Origin of the sequence: Micromonospora chokoriensis, assembly GCF_900091505.1 — a bacterium.
GTDB lineage: Bacteria > Actinomycetota > Actinomycetes > Mycobacteriales > Micromonosporaceae > Micromonospora > Micromonospora chokoriensis.
Genome location: NZ_LT607409.1, coordinates 3,541,042 through 3,557,515, shown reverse-complemented (window position 1 = coordinate 3,557,515; position 16,474 = coordinate 3,541,042). Strand labels below are relative to the sequence as shown.

Genomic DNA, 16,474 nt, shown 5'->3' with positions numbered 1-16,474 from the left:
CAACCCTGACGGGGTCAACCCACGTCCCGAGCCGTGGACAGGGGACGCCGCGTAGCTCATCGAGCTTGGACAATCCTTGAACAAGCTTGAATCGCTCCGGCTGACGCGGCTTCCGGACGCTGCGTCCGGGTGAGGAAACGGTGCTGATGCCCACGGAATTCGGCCTGCTCGGTGATCTCCAGGCACAGGTGGACGGCCATCCGCTCGACGTGGGGCACGTCCGTCAGCGCTGCGTTCTGGCCGCGCTACTCGTCGATGTCAACCAGGTCGTCCAGGTCGGACAACTCATCAACCGGGTGTGGGGCGAGCTCGCCCCGGCGGGGGCCCAGGCCACGCTCTACAGCTACCTGTCCAGGCTGCGCGCCTGCCTCACGCCTGCCGACGACATCCAGATCATCCGGCAGTCCGGCGGCTACCTCCTCGCCGCCGACGCCGCCTCGGTGGACCTGCACCGGTTCTACCAACTGGCGGGGCTGGCCCGGGCGACGCCGGACGCCAGCCAGGCCCTACGAATCTTCGAGGAGTCGCTGAACCTCTGGCGCGGCGACCCGCTCACCCCGCTGGACACCCCCTGGGCGAACAGCCTGCGGACCGCCTGGGAGCGCGACCGGGTCGCCGTCGACCGGGACCGGACGGACCTGGCTCTGCGCCACGGTCAGCACGCCGCGCTGGCGCCCTATCTGATGGCGCGCGTCGAGGATCACCCACTCGACGAGCGGCTCGTCGGTCAACTGATGCTCGCGCTGAGCCGCTCCGGTCTACAGGCGGAAGCGCTCGACCAGTACGACCGGCTGCGGCGGCGTCTCGCCGACTCCCTCGGCGTCGACCCGACGCCGGAGCTGCAACGGCTGCACACGGACGTCCTCAAGGGCGACACGGAGCTGCGGGAGCCGGCCGGTGCGATCGCGGCCGGTGAGGCGACTGTTCCCCGCCAACTACCCGCACCGCCGCCCCACTTCGCCGGCCGCGCCCGCGAACTGGCGGAGCTAACCCGGGTGCTGTCCGTCCGCGACGGCGCCGACCAGACGGTGGCGATGTGCGCCGTCGGCGGGCCCGGCGGCGTCGGCAAGACCTCTCTCGCGCTGCGGTGGGCCCACGACAACCTGACCAGCTTCCCGGACGGCCAGCTGTACGTGAACCTGCGCGGCTTCGACCCGGCCGGCCCGATGGCCCCCGAGGTCGCGCTGCGCGGGTTCCTCGACGGGTTGCGGCTGCCGGCAGCCTCGGTCCCGGCGGACCTGGACGCCCGCGCCGCGCTCTACCGCAGCCTGGTAGCCGGCCGGAAGATGCTGATCCTGCTCGACAACGCGCACGACATGGAGCAGGTGGTGCCGCTGTTGCCGGGTGGTCTCGGCTGTGTCGTGCTGATCACCAGCCGGGTCCGGCTCGGCGGGCTGATCGCCAACTACGGCGCGCGGTGGGTCGGGTTGGACGTCCTCGACGGCGAGGAAGCCCACGAGCTGCTGACCCGGCTGCTCAGCCGAGGCCGGACGGACGCCGCGGAGGACAGTCTGCGGGAGATCGTCCGGCGCTGTGGCGGGCTGCCGCTGGCGCTGAGCATCATCGCCGCACGGGCGGTGATGCAGCCGGACCTGCCGCTCGACGCGGTGACCAGGGAACTGCGCGAGGAGGCGACCCGGCTCGACGCGCTGAACGCCGGCGACCTGACCGCCGACCTCCGGGCGGTGTTCGCCGCTTCCCAGCACCGCCTCGCCGCCGCACCGAACCGGCTGTTCCTCCTGCTGGCGCTGGCTCCCGGGCCGGAGATCGGGCTCGCCGCGGCAGCGCGCCTGGCCGATCTGTCGCCGTCCCGGACCCGACTGCTGTTGCAGACGTTGCAGGACCACCACCTGGTCCAGCAGCACCGGCCGGAGCGCTACCGCCTCCACGACCTGGTACGCCTGTACGCCGCCGACCGCGCGCACCGCGACCAGCCGCCGGAGCTGCTCGCCGCCGCCCTGCGCCGGCTCGTCGAGCACTACCTGGAGACCGCGTGGCGGGCCGCGCGGGTGCTCGATCCGCAACGGGAGCCGGTGGTCGCGGATCCCGCGTCGACCGAGGAGACAGCGGAGGAGTTCACCGGCCAGGACGAGGCGCTGGCCTGGTTCGCACGCGAGCACCCGATGCTGCTCGCCGCCGTGGAGCACACCGCCACGCAGGGGCTCGACCAGCACACCTGGCAGCTGGCGTGGACGCTGGAAACCTTCCTCGACTACCAGGGGCACTGGCGGGACTGGGCGCAGACCCAGCGGTTGGCACTGGACGCGGCCCGGCGACTCCACGACCCCCTGCGGCAGGCACACGCCCACCGCAGCCTGGGCCTCGCCGGCACCCAACTGGGGCTGCTCGACGACGCGTACGACAATCAGCGGCGGGCCCTCGCGCTCTTCGGTGAGCTGGGCGACGAGGGCAGACAGGCGGACATCGCGCGGGGGCTGGGCTGGATCTGCCACCAGCGTGGCCACTGGGCCGAGGCGCTCGACTTCAACCAGCAGGCCCTGACGCTCTACCAGCACGTCGACCATCGGCCCGGGCAGGCGATGGCGCTGAACAACCTCGGCTGGCTACACGTGATGCTCGGCGAGCACCGGCGAGCGCTGGCCTTCTGCACCCAGGCGGTTGCGGTCCACCAGGAGATCGGCGACACGAACGCGGAGGCCGGCGCGTGGGACAGTCTCGGCTTCGCCCACCATCACCTCGGGGAGTACGCGCAGGCCGTCCGATGCTACGAACGCGCGCTGGAGCTGGTCCGCGGATTTCACGAAGGGTTCAACGAGGCGGACATCCTGCGCCACCTGGCCGAGACCCGTCAGGCGGCCGGCGATCCCGACGGCGCCCGGGCCTGCCTGGAGGCGGCGCTGAGCCTGCTGGAGCAGCTCGACCATCCGGCTGTCGAGCAGGTCCGAGCCGACCTCGACCGGCTCGGCGGGGCACCGTAGCACCGGTGCCCGGACGGTCTGTCCGTCCGGGCACCGGCACCGCGTAGGTCAGCTCGCTGACGGCGTCCGGCCGCTAGCCCGTGTTTCGTAAGTGGGCGTGGGCCGGGTGAGGTCACGGCGTGGCGGTGATCGATAACTGAAGAGGTCTCCGGTAAGTGGGTTAGCGACCAAGCAAACCTGAATACCGGAGACCTCGTGGCCAGCCTAGCGGCGGCGGCGCGGCATGACCTGAGCGACATCCAGTGGCAGCATCTGCACCCGTTGCTGCCTGCGGAATCGGCGCGGGGAAGACCGTGCAAGTGGACCAGACGACAGATCATCGACGGCATACGGTGGCGGGTACGCACCGGTGCGCCATGGCGTGACGTGCCCGAGAACTACGCCCCATGGCAAACGCTGTACCGGTGGTTCCGCCGCTGGCAACGTGACGGCACCTGGGCCCGCATCCTGGCCGGGCTCCAAGCCGCCGCCGACACGGCCGGGCGCATCGACTGGAGCGTCAGCGTCGACTCCACGATCAGCCGCGCCCACCAACACGCCGCTGGCGCCCGCCGTGACGGCGACCAGCAGAAAGAACCACCCGGCGGGATCCTCACCGAGCCTGCCGATCACGCGCTGGGCCGCTCGCGAGGCGGATGGAGCACCAAGACTCACCTTGCCTGCGAACAGGGCCGCAAGGTCTTGGCCACCGTCGTCACGGCCGGGCATCGCGGTGACAGCCCGCAATTCACCACGGTCCTCGACCGTATCCGCGTTACCCGGTCCGGGCCCGGTCGGCCCCGGACCCGCCCGCAACAGGTCCTCGCAGACCGGGCCTACACGTCCAGGGCCAACCGCGCCTACCTGCGCCGACGCGGAATCAAGGCCTGCATCCCGAGCAAGCGCGACCAAGACGCACACCGCCGCGCGAAAGGCTCCCGCGGCGGCCGGCCACCCGCCTTCAACCCTGAGACCTACCGCCAGCGCCACGCCGTGGAGTGCGGCATCAACCAACTCAAACAACACCGCGCCATGGCCACCCGCTACGACAAACTGGCCGTCCGCTACGAAGCCACCCTGACCATCGCCGCCATCAACCAGTACCTCCGAGCCTTATGAAACACGGGCTAGTACTCCAGCCGCACCTGGTGAAGTTTGCCTTGGTACCCCGGCTGCGGGAAGTGCTGGACCGGTGCCTCGACGAGGGGACCCCTCTACGGCCGGGACCTGATAGCCGGTGCGGCCGGACGCCACCAGTTCGCCGCGCCGAGGAGGGACATGACCGAGGGCAGCAGCAGTCCACGGACCACGGTGACGTCCAGCAGCACGGCCACAGTCATGCCGACACCGATCTCCTTGACCGCGATCAGTTCACCGAGAGCGAAGCCGAGGAAGACGATACCCAGCGCTACGGCCGCGGTGGTGACGACCGGACCGGTCGCGGTGATGCCGGCGAGGACCGCCCGGTCGTTGTCGATCCGGCCGTTGGCGGTACGGCGGTCCCACTCCTCCTTTATCCGGGCGAGCAGGAACACCTCGTAGTCCATCGACAGCCCGAAGATGAACACGAAGAGCAGCAGCGGTGTGGTGATGTCCAGAGCCCCCCAGGGTTCGAACCCGAGCAGGGCCGAACCCCATCCCCACTGGAACACGGCGACCAGGACGCCGAGCGTCGCCAGCAGCGTCAGGATGTTCATGCAGATAGCCTTGACCGGTACGACGACCGAACCGGTCAAGGCGACCAGCAGCAGCCCGGTCGCGACGACGATGACGGCCACCGCGATCGGCAGCCGCGCAGCCGTCGACTCCCGCGCGTCGATGAGCTCGGCAGCAGGCCCCCCGACGAGGAGCGGCACCGGCATGTCGAGGGCCCGCAGGTCACGGACCAGGCGTTGGGCCGGTTCGCCGCTCGCCGGGCCGGCCGGGCGCAAGTCCACCACGGTGACGTCGCCGGGCAGGTCCGAGCGCAGGTCGAGCTCCTTCTCGCCGGTGAGGTCGCGCAACTGTTGCAGCAACGCCCGTACCGGCGGCTCGGTGGCACCGGCCTCGATGAGCACGGTGACCGGCTGCGCGGCCCAGGTGGCGAAGTCCCGTTCGACGGCCTCGTACGCCAACCGCTCCTCGGTGGCGGCCGGCAGCGACCGTGCGTCGGAGTTGGCGAGCGTGATCTGGAACAACGGAGACGCCAGCAGAAGCAGGCCGGCGGTCACGGTCAACGCCACCGCGGCGGGACGGCGCTGCGAGAACGCCGCCAGCCGCGCCAGCAGGCCCGGCCGACCCGGCGCCGGGCGACGGGAGCTGCCCGCCGAGGGCCGTGTCCGGGCGCCTCGCGGCGGCGGGATACGCCGGTGTGCCACGGCGATCAGCGCGGGGACCAGGGTCAGCCCGATCACCGTGGCCATGCCGACGACCACCGCTCCGCCCAGCGCCATCGCCGCCAGCAGCGGCTCGGCGAAGACGAAAAGACCAGCCAGTGCCGCACCGACGGTGAGACCGGACACGAGAACGGCACGTCCGGCCGTCGCGGTGGTCGCGGCGAGCAACTCCGCCACCGGTGCCCCAGGGGCCGCCTCGCGTTCCTCCCGGAACCGGGCAAGGATCAGCAGGCTGTAGTCGACGGCGAGGCCGAGACCGAGCAGGGTGACGACGTTGACCGCGTACTCGCTGACCGGCATCGCCTCGGCGAGCCCGCTCAGCGCCAGCAGCGTTGCGGCAACCGCGGCGAGCGCGGCCGCCAGCGGCAGACTGCCTACGATCAGCCCGCCGAGCACGACGGTGAGAACGCCGCAGAGCACCACCAGCGCGATCGACTCGCCGATGGCGGCGTCCTTGACGGCCTGCTCGCCGAAGGTCCGCTCGGCAAGCAGTTCCCCACCGACCAGCACCCTGGGGGCGTCGATGCGGCGCAGTGCTGCGGCCACCTGGTCAGCCACCGCGAGCGCCTCGTCGTCGCTGAGTTTCGGGCGCAGCTCGACGACGACGAGCGAGCTTTGATCATCGGCGGCCACCTGCGAAGATCCTGCGGTGTAGGCATCGGTGACGGACGCAACTCCCGGGATCGCGCGGATGTCGAACATCACCCGCGTGGCGCTGTCCACCAGTGCCATGGCGTTGAAGTCGCGGCCCGCGATGACCGCCACGATCCGCTCCCCCTGCGGGTCGAGCCGGTCGATGCGCGACTGCGCGACCATGGACTCCGCGTCGGGTCGCAGACTGTCCACCGACTGGGTCCGGTCGTAAACCGCACCTCCGAGGATCGCACCGGCCAGCGTGATCACGCTCCAGCCAGCGAGCACCCACATTCGGTGTGTGGCGGTCCATCGGCCGAGCAGTGCAAGCACCGCAGCCTCCTCGGGCCGCAACCGACCTAGCCGCTGCCGTAGCCAATACAACATCAACTGCCCTCGTCTAGCAATGGTGCGCAGGTCCTGCTGTGAGCTGCTGCGACGATCGCCGCCGCGACGCGATCGACGACTTGCTCCATCAGCTGGACGATCGTTTGGCGCGGTAACCTCGGTCGATCGGCGTCAGCGACATCGACGCCGCGCCAGATGTGTGCAAGCGTTTCTTCCCCGGCGAGGAGTTGCCACCAAGATCACGGCGCAACTCGCCCGGGCGGGTTCGTACCACTACGGCGGTCGCCGAACCCTGACGACCGGTAACACCCGGGCCTCGCCGATGTGATCCAGCGGGCGACCGAATGCGACGTCTACCTCATCACCGCCGCCGACCCGTACTCCGACAACGTGGCCCGGTCCGGCGGACACGCAGGACTCTGGTGCCGCCGCACGGAACCGGCGGCGACACCAGAGTGTGCGTCAACTCAGCGGTTCGATCCAGATGTTGCGGAAGCGGGGATTCTCGCCGGGGTCGCCGTGGTCTTGCAAGGCTATGGAGCCAGGCGTCGGCCCTTCGGGCTGGCCGTTTCCGGTGGGTCCGTTGATGGCGACGTTGTTGTGGACGACAACGCCGTTCCACACCACCGTGACCCTGGCGTCTTCGAGTTTCGCGCCTGTCGCGCTGAACCGCGCCGCGCGGAACGTAATGTCGAACGTCTGCCATGTGTTGGGCGCGGTGGCCATGTTCCGGTCGGGAGCACGCTTGAGGTAGATGGCTCCGGCCTCGTTGTTGGCCAGTGTCGTGTCACCGTAGGAGTCCAGCACCTGAATCTCGTAGCGTTCCTGGAGATAGAATCCGCTGTTGCCGCGGGCCTGTCCGGTGACCTCAGGCGGGTAGGCGGGTTGCAGCCACTCGCCGTGCAGCTTGAAGTCGCCGAATTTCGCTCTGGTACGGATGTTTCCGCCAAGCGATTCCATGGATCCGCCGGCCACCGGCCAGGTCGCAGGGCCGCCGTTTGTGTTCTCCCATGCCGCCAGGTCGGTGCCGTCGAACAGGGGGATGCGAGATACCGGAGCGACGACGACGTGGTCGAGGTTGGCGCCGTTGGCACCCGTCGTGGTCGCACGGATCTTGCTCTGCCCCGCCGGCAGCGTTGTGCTCAGCGATACGGTTCGCCAGGTGTTCCAGGCACCCGTCGGCGGGAACGAAAGCGCTGGGCTGACAGTCGTGCCGTTGGCCGCGATGGCCAGAGGCCGGTCGACGGTTCCGCCGTTGGCGTAACGGAATTCCAGCGAATAGGTTCCCGCGCTCGGCGCGTTGACTGTCCATTCGGTGTATGCGCCGGTGTTGGCGGTTGCCGCGAAGTCGGCGTAACCGGTTCCGCTGTAACCGGAATGTTCGGACCCTGCGGTCGCGCCGCTGAGCGCCGCATACTCGGCTTCGTAGGGGCCACCGGGCAGAGAGTTGAGCGTGTACCAGGCCTCCGTGCTCCACAGGGACTGCCCCGAAGCCGAACTGAACGGCCGCGGCGAGTGCACGTACACCACCCGCCCGGACTTCAAGCCGTTGATCCGCAACGTGACTTTCTTGCCGTCGGCCGAAGGGATGGCCGAAGTGACGCCCAGTGTTTCCAAGTCGACCTTCGGGCCGCCATAGTTGGAGGTCGGGGTGTAACGCCATTGCCGTACGGCGTACCGCGACGCCAGCGCGCTCAGCGTTGCGGCCGACAACGGCTGGGTGTATTCGAGTTCGAAGCCACCGGCGACCGCCCGCATCGCCAGGATGTCGAAGGCGTTGCTACTGCTGGGGGTGAGTTTTTGCAGACCGAAGGTGAGCTTGCCCTGCTGACGCCAGTTGCTGCTGGCCTGTCCACCGCCGATGCCGCCCGCGTAGATCGCACCGTCGGGGCCGAGGGTGATCCGGCTGATGCCGGCCTCGAGTCCCTGGGTGAAGCGGAAGACCGCACCCTGGTACTCGCCGTTGACCTTCTCCAGATACCCGCGTTGGATTCCGCCATAGGTGACATCACCGAACAGCATCTGGCCGGCGAACAGGCCTTGGGTGAGCATGAGCGGTGTGCTCGGCGAGTTCGCGATCTCGTTGTGCGGCAGCCACAGGACCGGCTGTGTGACCGCGTTCGAGTCGAACGGACCGGCCGGATCGTTGTAGTGGTTGAAGAACCGGCCCGGCTTGAGATGCACCAGCTTGTTGGCCGGTAGCCAGTCGCCCTGGTTGTCGGTGACGAAGATGCCGCCTTCGGGGCCCCAGCCTATGCCATTCGGGGTACGCAATCCGCTTGCCGTGTACTCGACCTGTCCGGTCGCCCTGTTGACTTTGATCGCGGTGCCGCGATTGTTGGCGAGCTGCGGTTTGGTGGAGCGTCCGCCAGGAGTGATCTGGACCGACAGGTTGAGGTAGAAGTAGCCGTCCTTGTACAGGAGGCCGATCGCGAACTCGTGGTAGGTCCCGCCGAACGGCCAGGTCGCCACCGTTCGCCTGCTGTCGATGATGTCATCGCCGTTGGCATCGGTCATCTCGATCAGCCCGTAGCGCTCCGCGACGTACAGTTTGCCGTCCACATATTTGATTCCCATGGGGTCCTGCAACCCTGTGGCGATCCTCTTCACCGTCACCTGCGCGGCAGAGGTGGTGCCGGTGACGTTGCCCAGCACATAGACCTCGCCAAGCGGCGTAGTGGTGCCGTAGTCGCCGCCCCACGTGGTGATGGCCAGCCTGTTGTCGGGCAGCCAGTCCATCCCGGTGACTTTTGGCTCGAACCCGCTGGGACGCAGATTGGTCAGCGTGTAATTGGGATGCACCGCGTCCAGTGGCAGCCCGTCCCCCGGGCTGTCCACCCCCTCGACGCATTCCTTGGTGCCAGGTGCGGTCACCCGGGTCACTCCGGCCTCGGTGCTCAGCGCCGTGGTCGGCACGAGCGAGAACTGTGTGGATCCCGGTGGCCGCCACTCGAGTCTGAGCGCCTGCCCACTGGTGTTATCGAAATGCTCGATGCGCAGCTTGTGATAGCCGACGGACAGGTCGATGGTGCCGTCTTTCGGCGACGCGCCATGAAGGCCGTCGTGGTCGATGACCGTCGTGAACGTGCTGTCCGCGTCGTCATTGTCGACGACGGTGCTTCTGTCGATGCGCAAGCGGGAGCCATCGTCGCTGGTGAGCCGGAACACGTACGAGCCGGCCGTGGTGATGTTGATGTTCGCGATGACCTGGGTGTGGAACCTGTCGGCAACTCCGAAGTCGGCCTGGGTCGACCAGTCGATCACCGGCATCAGCTTGTCGACGTTGGGAGTCTGTCCGGGCTTGAGCGTGCAGAGTACGGACCGATCGATTCCGAGGTTGTAGGTGCGCAATGTGACCCCGGGATCCTGCGGTGGGATCGCGGCGTGTGCCTGACCAGGCACCAACAGAAATGGCAGCAATACACTCAGCCCCAGAACGAGGACTGGCGCCCGGCGCCGCCGGCGGGCGACCTCTGGGACGGCTTGAAAGCTCATGACAATCCTTCTCGCGCTCGCATCCGCGCAGCAGCGCACACGCCGGCCCGGATGACAGGGGTGGGATCAGGTAGTTGCCTGACGCAGGTAGGACGCGCGCCGCCGCGTCATCTTCTCCACGGAGCAGGTTGCTAACGCTTCGGAGACATTCCCAAAGTCGGTCTAGGAAAGCGCTTTCCCGTCGGGTTACTATATATGAGTCATCGTGATGTTTCAATGCCTCGCATGGTCGGCCCGGGGGCTCCGGTGGTTGCACGTTTCGCCGGCCGGGCAGGGCGCTCAGTGTCGCCCGGGTTGAGCGGGTCCACGAGATCCAACGGTGGACCGCCTCCACCGGCTGGGTCATCTCCCGCGAGATCGCGCACCCTCCGCTGGTCAGCGAAGAACACTTCGTCGCCGTCCAGGCAATCCACAGCGCACCGACCCCTACCGACGGCGTCCCCCACCGCTATGTGTTGGCCGGAGTGACCTGCTGCGGCGCGTGCGGCCGCGTCATGGACTCCCACTGGTATACACAGCCGAACCGGCTACCGATGCCGCCACGGACACCCGAGCACCCGCCCCAGGACCTCCGCCCAACCGACGATCCTCTACATCCGGCGAGATCACCTGCTCGACCGCATCCGACACGACCGCGGGCTACACCGTCGCCATCCCGCACTGCGCAACCCCGACCCGGAAAGCTTGCCGCCTACCTACGCACCAACAACATGATCATTGTGTGTGACCACCACGCGTAGACCATCGAAGCCGAACCGCGATCTACCCGCTCACCCTGGCGGGGAGCTTCCTCGCCACGACAGCAAAAATCCCCGCCCCACGGGACGGGGATCACGCAACACACGAACAACCATCACAGTTCGTGTGGAAATAATGTGTCCGAGGGGGATTCGAACTCTTGTACGTGACACATGCGCACCAATCGGGTACACATGCCCATAGATTGCCGCATAACTCACCCTACCGCAATGATCTGGGTACACGCGGAAGCGTTGCGGTCCGTAAGGATTCTCGACGCCGCGAATCGGGCCCATTCCTATTGCGACGAGGCACGGTACACGCGACCGCACAAGTTCAATCATCGCCTTCAGCACGGTGGTCCCCTTCGAGGCCATCGGTGGAGGATAGTGGGCCGGCGTCGGGGTGCTCGGAGTTCGATGCGCGAGGATGCGGTGGCCGAGTTCGTCGATCTTCGCCGGGAGGTGGAGCGGCTACGGGCGGAGAACGCCCGGCTGGCGCGTCTGGTCATTACCTCAGACGCTCTGTCGTGAGGACGGCGTCAGGCACTTGCCCAGGCTGATGTCGTCGACGTAGGTGCCGTCGATCAGGAACTCGTCGGCGTGTCGGCCTTCGACGGCGTAACCGTGCTGTTCGTAGAGCCGGATGGCGCCGGTGTTGGTCCCCAGGACGCGCAGTCCGATTTTCTTCGCACCGTGTGAGCCGGCGAGCCGTTCGGCGGCCGAGAGCAGAGCCGAAGCGATGCTCATGCGACGGGCCTGCTCGGCCACCATCAAATTCCACAGGCCGAAAACGTGAGCCCCCTCCGGGAACGGCACCCTCCGGTGGGTGCTCACGGTGCCGACGATCTGGCCGCCGAGCGCGGCGACCAGGTGCGTCTCGGGCTTCCGTCGTTCGTTAAAGTAGGCCGTTCGCTGCTCGGCGTGGGTGGAGGGTAGTTCCGAGCCGACGGTCCACGCCGAACGGTTGAGGGTGAGGAGAGCGGCGTCGTCCTCGGTTCTGGCGGGTCGCACCAGGGGCAGCCAGTCGACGGTGAGCGGGTCTCTGGTCGCGAATCGCAGCAGGTGGCGGGTGATGGTGTCCGCCACCGCCGCGATGTCGTCCGCCGCGTCGGCTCTGACTATCAAGTCGAGGTGGGCGGTCGAGGCCACGAGCAGGCAGCTGCCGACGCTGAAGGTGATGGACCCGCGCTCCTGGTCGAGTTCGGTGGGCACCGTGCGCCCCATGTGTGAGACCAGTTGCTTGAGGTAGCGGTGGGGGCGGTCGGTGACGACGCGTGCGGTCGAGTAGAGCATCTGATGCCCTTCCGGTAGTTCAGGCAGCGATGACCGCGTCGGCGGGGCGGCTGTCCTGGGTCTGGCTCTCCCGGTCGGAAGAGCCACGGAGCGCCGCCTCGACCCGGCGGTTGCTGGTCATGGTCGACGTGACGGCGGTCATGGCGAGGAGGAGACCGCCGGCGGCGTAGAGCGGCGTGCGTACGTCGAAGGTGGTGGCCAGCCAGCCGCCGAGGAACGCCCCGAACGGGGCGGCGCACATGGCCAGCATGCGGGAGGTGGAGGTGACCCGACCAATCAGGTGAGCGGGGACGATCGCCTGCCGCAAGGAGGGTGCGAGCACCATCGTGGCGCCCATCCCGGTCCCGCAGACGGCGAGCGCGAGCCCGGCCACGTACGGGTTCGGTGCGGCGGCCAGGCCCAGGATGGCAAACCCTTCGACGGCGGCTGTACAGGTCAGCGCGGTGCCGGTGCCGAGTCGTCGGCCAAGGTGTGCGGCGATGCCCGCACCGAGCAGGCCGCCGGTGGCCTCCGCCGTGAGGAGCAGGCCGAAGCCGTACGTGTCGATGCCGAGGCGGTCGTGCGCGAAGAGTGCGAGGACGGTGCCCACGGCGAGGAAGGCGATGTTCCCGACCGCCGGGCGGAGCGCGAGCCCGAGCAGCAACCGGTTCTGGAAGACGTACGAGGCGCCGGCCCGCGCCTGCCGAAGCAGCGACTCGCGGATCTCCGGCACAGGCCGCGGCATGGCGGGCAGCGACCGTACGAGCAGTGCGGAGAGCGCGAACGACACCGCGTCGACGAACAGCGGAACCGCGCGCCCGAGCGCGAGCAGAGCACTCCCGGCGGGTGGCCCCGCGAAGCCGGACATGGCGGTCTGCGCGCCGCGCAGGCGAGAGTTGGCTCGCTCCAGGAGTGCACTGTCGCGGCCGAGCAGATCCGGCAGGTAGGCGCTGGCGGCGGTGTCGAAGAAGAGTCCGCCGAGGCCGAGCAGGAAGGCGACGGCCGCGAGCAACGGAATGCTCAGCACGTCGAACGCGGCCGCTGCGGCCGGTATCGCGAGCAGCACCGCACGCGCCGCGTCCGTGACCCACATCGTGCGTCGGCGGTCCCAGCGGTCCACCAGCGCACCGCCGAGCACCCCGAAGAGCAGCCATGGCAGTGTCCCGGCGGCCGTGACGACGGCGAGCGCCATCGGGTCCCGCGTCACCATCAACGCGAGCAGCGGCAGCGCGGCGTGCGACACCCCGTCACCGAGCGAGGACACCGTCTGTGCAGCCCACAGCCGCCCGAACCCGACCGGCAACCTCCGCAGGTCTGCGGTCATCCGGCACCCCCCTCGACCCGCTCGCGCGGTGCCGGGTGGAACAGATCGATCGGCGTCTGTAACCGCGTCCCCCGTTGTCCCCCGCACCTTCGGTGTCCGTACCGCCTTCACGACGCCGTCCCGTTCGAGCAGCCGTACTCGACAGCCGGCACTTCCCTGCTCATTGGCGGTGTGCCGAACCAGCGGGAGAGCGCGTCTCGCAACGTGGCCCCGGCGGTGACGGTGGGTTCGTCGAGCGTCGCGGCCCAGGCGACGTGCCCGTCGGGGCGGATCAGGAGGGCGTCTGCCGGTCGGGTGTCGGTCTTCGCGGTGCGGATGTCGACGCGAGCGACCCAGTCGCCGGCAATCTGGCGCAGCTCGCGGCGGTCGGCAAGGTCGAGCAGGACGGGCCGCGCGGTGTGCATGAGTTCCGCGACGCTGGTGATGCCCCGATCGGTGTGCAGGGTGAGGTCGGGTGCGAAGGCGCCGGCCAAGGCGTGGTGGCCGGCGCCGGGCATCGGGTAGCGGATGTCGGCATGGGCGACGAGTGCTCCCATCCGGCGCAGCGCCGGCTCGTCGACGATCAGTTCCTGGAAGACCTGCCGGAGCGCTTCGGCGGCCGGGTCGTGTCCGCGCCTCATGGCCGCCTGGGCTCGGGTCTGCAGCTGTGCGCGTGCGCCGGCGAGGTGGCGCTCGTCGTGGTAGGTGTCCAGCAGGCCGGCCGGCGCCCAGCCGTGGATGTCGGCGCCCAGCTTCCAGGCGAGGTTGACCGTGTCGAGCATGCCGACGGTGAGTGCCGTACCGGTGGCGGGGAACAAATGGGCTGCGTCGCCGGCCAGCATGATCCGCCCGTGGCGGTAGCGTTCGGCCTGGCGATCCTTGAACGTGTAGCGCGAGAGCCGGATCGGTTCCCCCAGGGGGAAGTCCGCGCCGAGCACACGGCGAGCGCTCTCCGCGAGTTCGGTCAGAGTCAGCGGTTCGTCGTCGTCGTACTCGGTGGTTTCGTCCTCGGTGATCTGCATGAACAGGACGCCGGCGGTGATCGCGAACGCGAACACCCCGCGGTCCGTCCGGGTGAATCCCGCGCGGATCCGGCCCAGCCCGGGGACATCGATGTCGCCGTTGTCGAGCACCGTCACCGAGTCGGGCACGGTGACCTGGCCCAGCCTGTTGACCTCCGGGTAGGTCACGCCGGGGAACGCGATCCCCGCGAGGTCGCGGATCCGGCTGCGCCCGCCGTCGCAACCGACCAGGTATCGAGCGGTCACCCGGTCAGGCCCGTTCGGTCCACGCACGTCCGCGGTCACCGTGGCATCGTTCTGGGTCACCCCGACCACGTCGTGTCCGCGACGGACGTCGGCGCCGAGTTCCCGCGCGCGTTCCTCGAGCAGTCGCTCGACCTCCCGCTGCGGAATCGGCATCGCCCGCATCGGCGGATCCGGCAGGTGCGTGAAGTCCAGGTGCATGGTGCCGAACGGAAATCGAGGGGCCACCTGGGGATTGCTGCTGGCCTCCTCGAATCGCTCCAGAATTCCCCGGTGGCGCAGCAGATCCAGGATCCGCCCGCCGAGGCCGCTGGCCTTCGGGATGTCTCGCGGCTGCGGGTGGCGCTCCAGCACCACCGTTTGGGCTCCGGCCAGGCGCAATTCCCCGGCCAACATCAAGCCCGCCGGACCGGCGCCCACGATGATGACGTCAGTCTCCATCACTCGTCATTCCCCTCTGATTTCTCTTCGCCTCTGGCACCGCCGTCGCGGCAGGTGCCGGTGTCAGCGGTCCTCTCGCTGAGTTGTTCCACGTGGCCGGCACGTAGCTGTAGGTGCGTGGCGGCGGCGAACCGAGCCCGCATCCGGCGGTCGTGGGTGACGACGACCACCGCGCCCGGGTAGTCGACCAGCGCCTGCTCCAACTCCTCGACCAGAGCAGGGCTGAGGTGATTCGTCGGCTCGTCCAGGAGCAGCAGGTCGACCGGCTTGCTGACCAGACGGGCCAGTTCGAGCCTGCGGAGTTGTCCGTACGACAGCTCGCTCACCCGCAACCGCAGGTCAGTCGGTCGAAACAGGCCCAGCGACAGCAGTTCGTCCAGGTCACCAGCGGGCCCGTCGGCGAACGCTTCCCACACGGTCAGGTTCGGCGGCCACGGCGTCATCTGCTGCCGCAGGTGACCGATCCGGCCCTGGGTCCGTACCGTTCCATCGTCCGGGCACAGTTCTCCCGCCAGGACCCGGATGAGGGTGGACTTGCCCGCCCCGTTGGGCCCGGTGACCAGAAACCGGTCCGTGCCGCCGATCCGCAGTGACGGCACGTACAGCCGGTCGGTGACGCGAACCTCGGTGAGCTCGGCAACCGTCTCCGGGGCGTCGTCGTCGACGCCGGTGATGCCGGCCGAGAACACCAGCGGGTCGGGCGGCGGCGCGACCGGGTTTGCGGTGAGACGCTCGATGCGCTCCTTGGCGTTGCGGATGCGTCCCATCGCACCGTGATCACGGCCGCGGGCACGGAAGGCACCGTGCCCGAACTTGGCCATCGGCGCCTTGCGCGGGATCGCCTCCAGACGGAACGCGTTGGCGGCAGCGAGCTTACGGTTACGGGCCAGCTGATCGCGCCAGTCTTCGTACTCCTGTAGCCGACGGCGGCGTTCGGCGGCCGTGGCGGTCAGGTACCCGTCGTAGCCGTCGCCGTGGCGTGTCACCGCGCCCTGAGCGACATCCAGGATCGTGTCGGTGACCCGGCTGAGGAACTCCCGGTCATGGGTGACCGCGAGCAGTGTGCCGCGGTGCTGCCGCAGGCGCGCCTCCAGCCAGCCCACGGCCTGATCATCGAGATCGTTGGTCGGCTCGTCGAGCAACAGCAGTTCCGGCTCGGAGGCCAGCGTGGCAGCCAGCGCCAACCGAGAGCGCTCCCCACCGGACAGGGTGCCCAGCGCCCGCCTACGGTCCAGATGCGGCAGACCGAGCCGGTGCAACGCCTTCTGGACCCGGGTGTCCGCCCCGTACCCGCCCCGTGCTTCGTAACGGGAGACCAGCCCGGCGTAGTGGTCCAGGCCGGCGACGAGTTCAGCCCTCGACAGACCACTCAACGCTGCCTCGGTACGGGTGATCAGCGACTCGAGCTCGCGGAGGTCGGCCAGGAAGAGGTCGATCGCGTCCTGGACTGAGGCATGTGGCGGCAGCGCGAGCGACTGGGCCAGGTAGCCGACACCTCCTGGTGCGATCACTGTCAGGTCTCCGTTGTCGGGTCGGTCCACCCCGGCGATCAGGCGTAGCAGGGTCGACTTCCCGGCGCCGTTGTCGCCGATGATGCCGACCTTCTCGCCCGGTTTGACGCTGAAGGACATGCCGGCCAGCACGGAGCGCTCGTCGTAGCGGCGGGTGATGTCATGCAGCGAGA

7 protein-coding genes and 1 pseudogene are annotated in these 16,474 nt (G+C 68.9%); 2 read left to right on the top strand and 6 right to left on the bottom strand.

Features of this window, described 5'->3' with window-relative positions; all coding sequences use genetic code 11:
• Positions 1-146 precede the first annotated feature (146 nt).
• On the top strand, positions 147-2,939 hold the full coding sequence (locus tag GA0070612_RS16715; RefSeq protein ID WP_088991556.1) for an AfsR/SARP family transcriptional regulator: 2,793 nt from the start codon (positions 147-149) through the stop codon (positions 2,937-2,939).
• A gap of 195 nt (positions 2,940-3,134) precedes the next feature.
• Positions 3,135-4,037 carry an IS5 family transposase gene (locus tag GA0070612_RS16710; protein WP_088988737.1) on the top strand — a complete coding sequence of 301 codons (903 nt, stop codon included), beginning with the start codon at positions 3,135-3,137 and terminating at the stop codon, positions 4,035-4,037.
• 95 nt (positions 4,038-4,132) lie between these two features.
• Here the strand turns inward: GA0070612_RS16710 and GA0070612_RS16705 are convergent, their stop codons facing one another.
• From GA0070612_RS16705 to GA0070612_RS16680, 6 genes and pseudogenes are all read right to left on the bottom strand, one after another.
• Complete coding sequence (locus GA0070612_RS16705) at positions 4,133-6,259, bottom strand: MMPL family transporter (protein WP_231924205.1); 2,127 nt, start codon at positions 6,257-6,259, stop codon at positions 4,133-4,135.
• 477 nt (positions 6,260-6,736) lie between these two features.
• Positions 6,737-9,769, bottom strand: coding sequence for a family 16 glycoside hydrolase (locus GA0070612_RS16700; RefSeq protein WP_088988735.1), 3,033 nt, complete (start codon positions 9,767-9,769; stop codon positions 6,737-6,739).
• A 1,253-nt stretch (positions 9,770-11,022) separates the two neighbouring features.
• Positions 11,023-11,889, bottom strand: coding sequence for a GNAT family N-acetyltransferase (locus GA0070612_RS16695; protein WP_157742502.1), 867 nt, complete (start codon positions 11,887-11,889; stop codon positions 11,023-11,025).
• A complete protein-coding gene (locus GA0070612_RS16690) occupies positions 11,822-13,105 on the bottom strand; it encodes an MFS transporter (RefSeq protein WP_088988733.1) in 1,284 nt (427 codons plus the stop codon). Before GA0070612_RS16690 ends, GA0070612_RS16695 begins: the two co-directional genes overlap by 68 nt.
• 107 nt (positions 13,106-13,212) lie before the next feature.
• Positions 13,213-14,790, bottom strand: a complete 1,578-nt coding sequence (locus GA0070612_RS16685) for an FAD-dependent monooxygenase (protein WP_088988732.1) — start codon at positions 14,788-14,790, stop codon at positions 13,213-13,215.
• 77 nt (positions 14,791-14,867) lie between these two features.
• Positions 14,868-16,421 (bottom strand): annotated as a pseudogene (locus GA0070612_RS16680) (TlrC/CarA/OleB/SrmB family ABC-F type ribosomal protection protein); the annotation flags it as partial.
• Positions 16,422-16,474 lie beyond the last annotated feature (53 nt).

Coding starts and splice junctions, on each gene's coding strand:
- GA0070612_RS16715 (WP_088991556.1), top strand. CDS start 147: ATGCCCACGGAATTCGGCCTGCTCGGTGATCTCCAGGCACAGGTGGAC.
- GA0070612_RS16700 (WP_088988735.1), bottom strand. CDS start 9,769: ATGAGCTTTCAAGCCGTCCCAGAGGTCGCCCGCCGGCGGCGCCGGGCG.
- GA0070612_RS16690 (WP_088988733.1), bottom strand. CDS start 13,105: ATGACCGCAGACCTGCGGAGGTTGCCGGTCGGGTTCGGGCGGCTGTGG.
- GA0070612_RS16685 (WP_088988732.1), bottom strand. CDS start 14,790: ATGGAGACTGACGTCATCATCGTGGGCGCCGGTCCGGCGGGCTTGATG.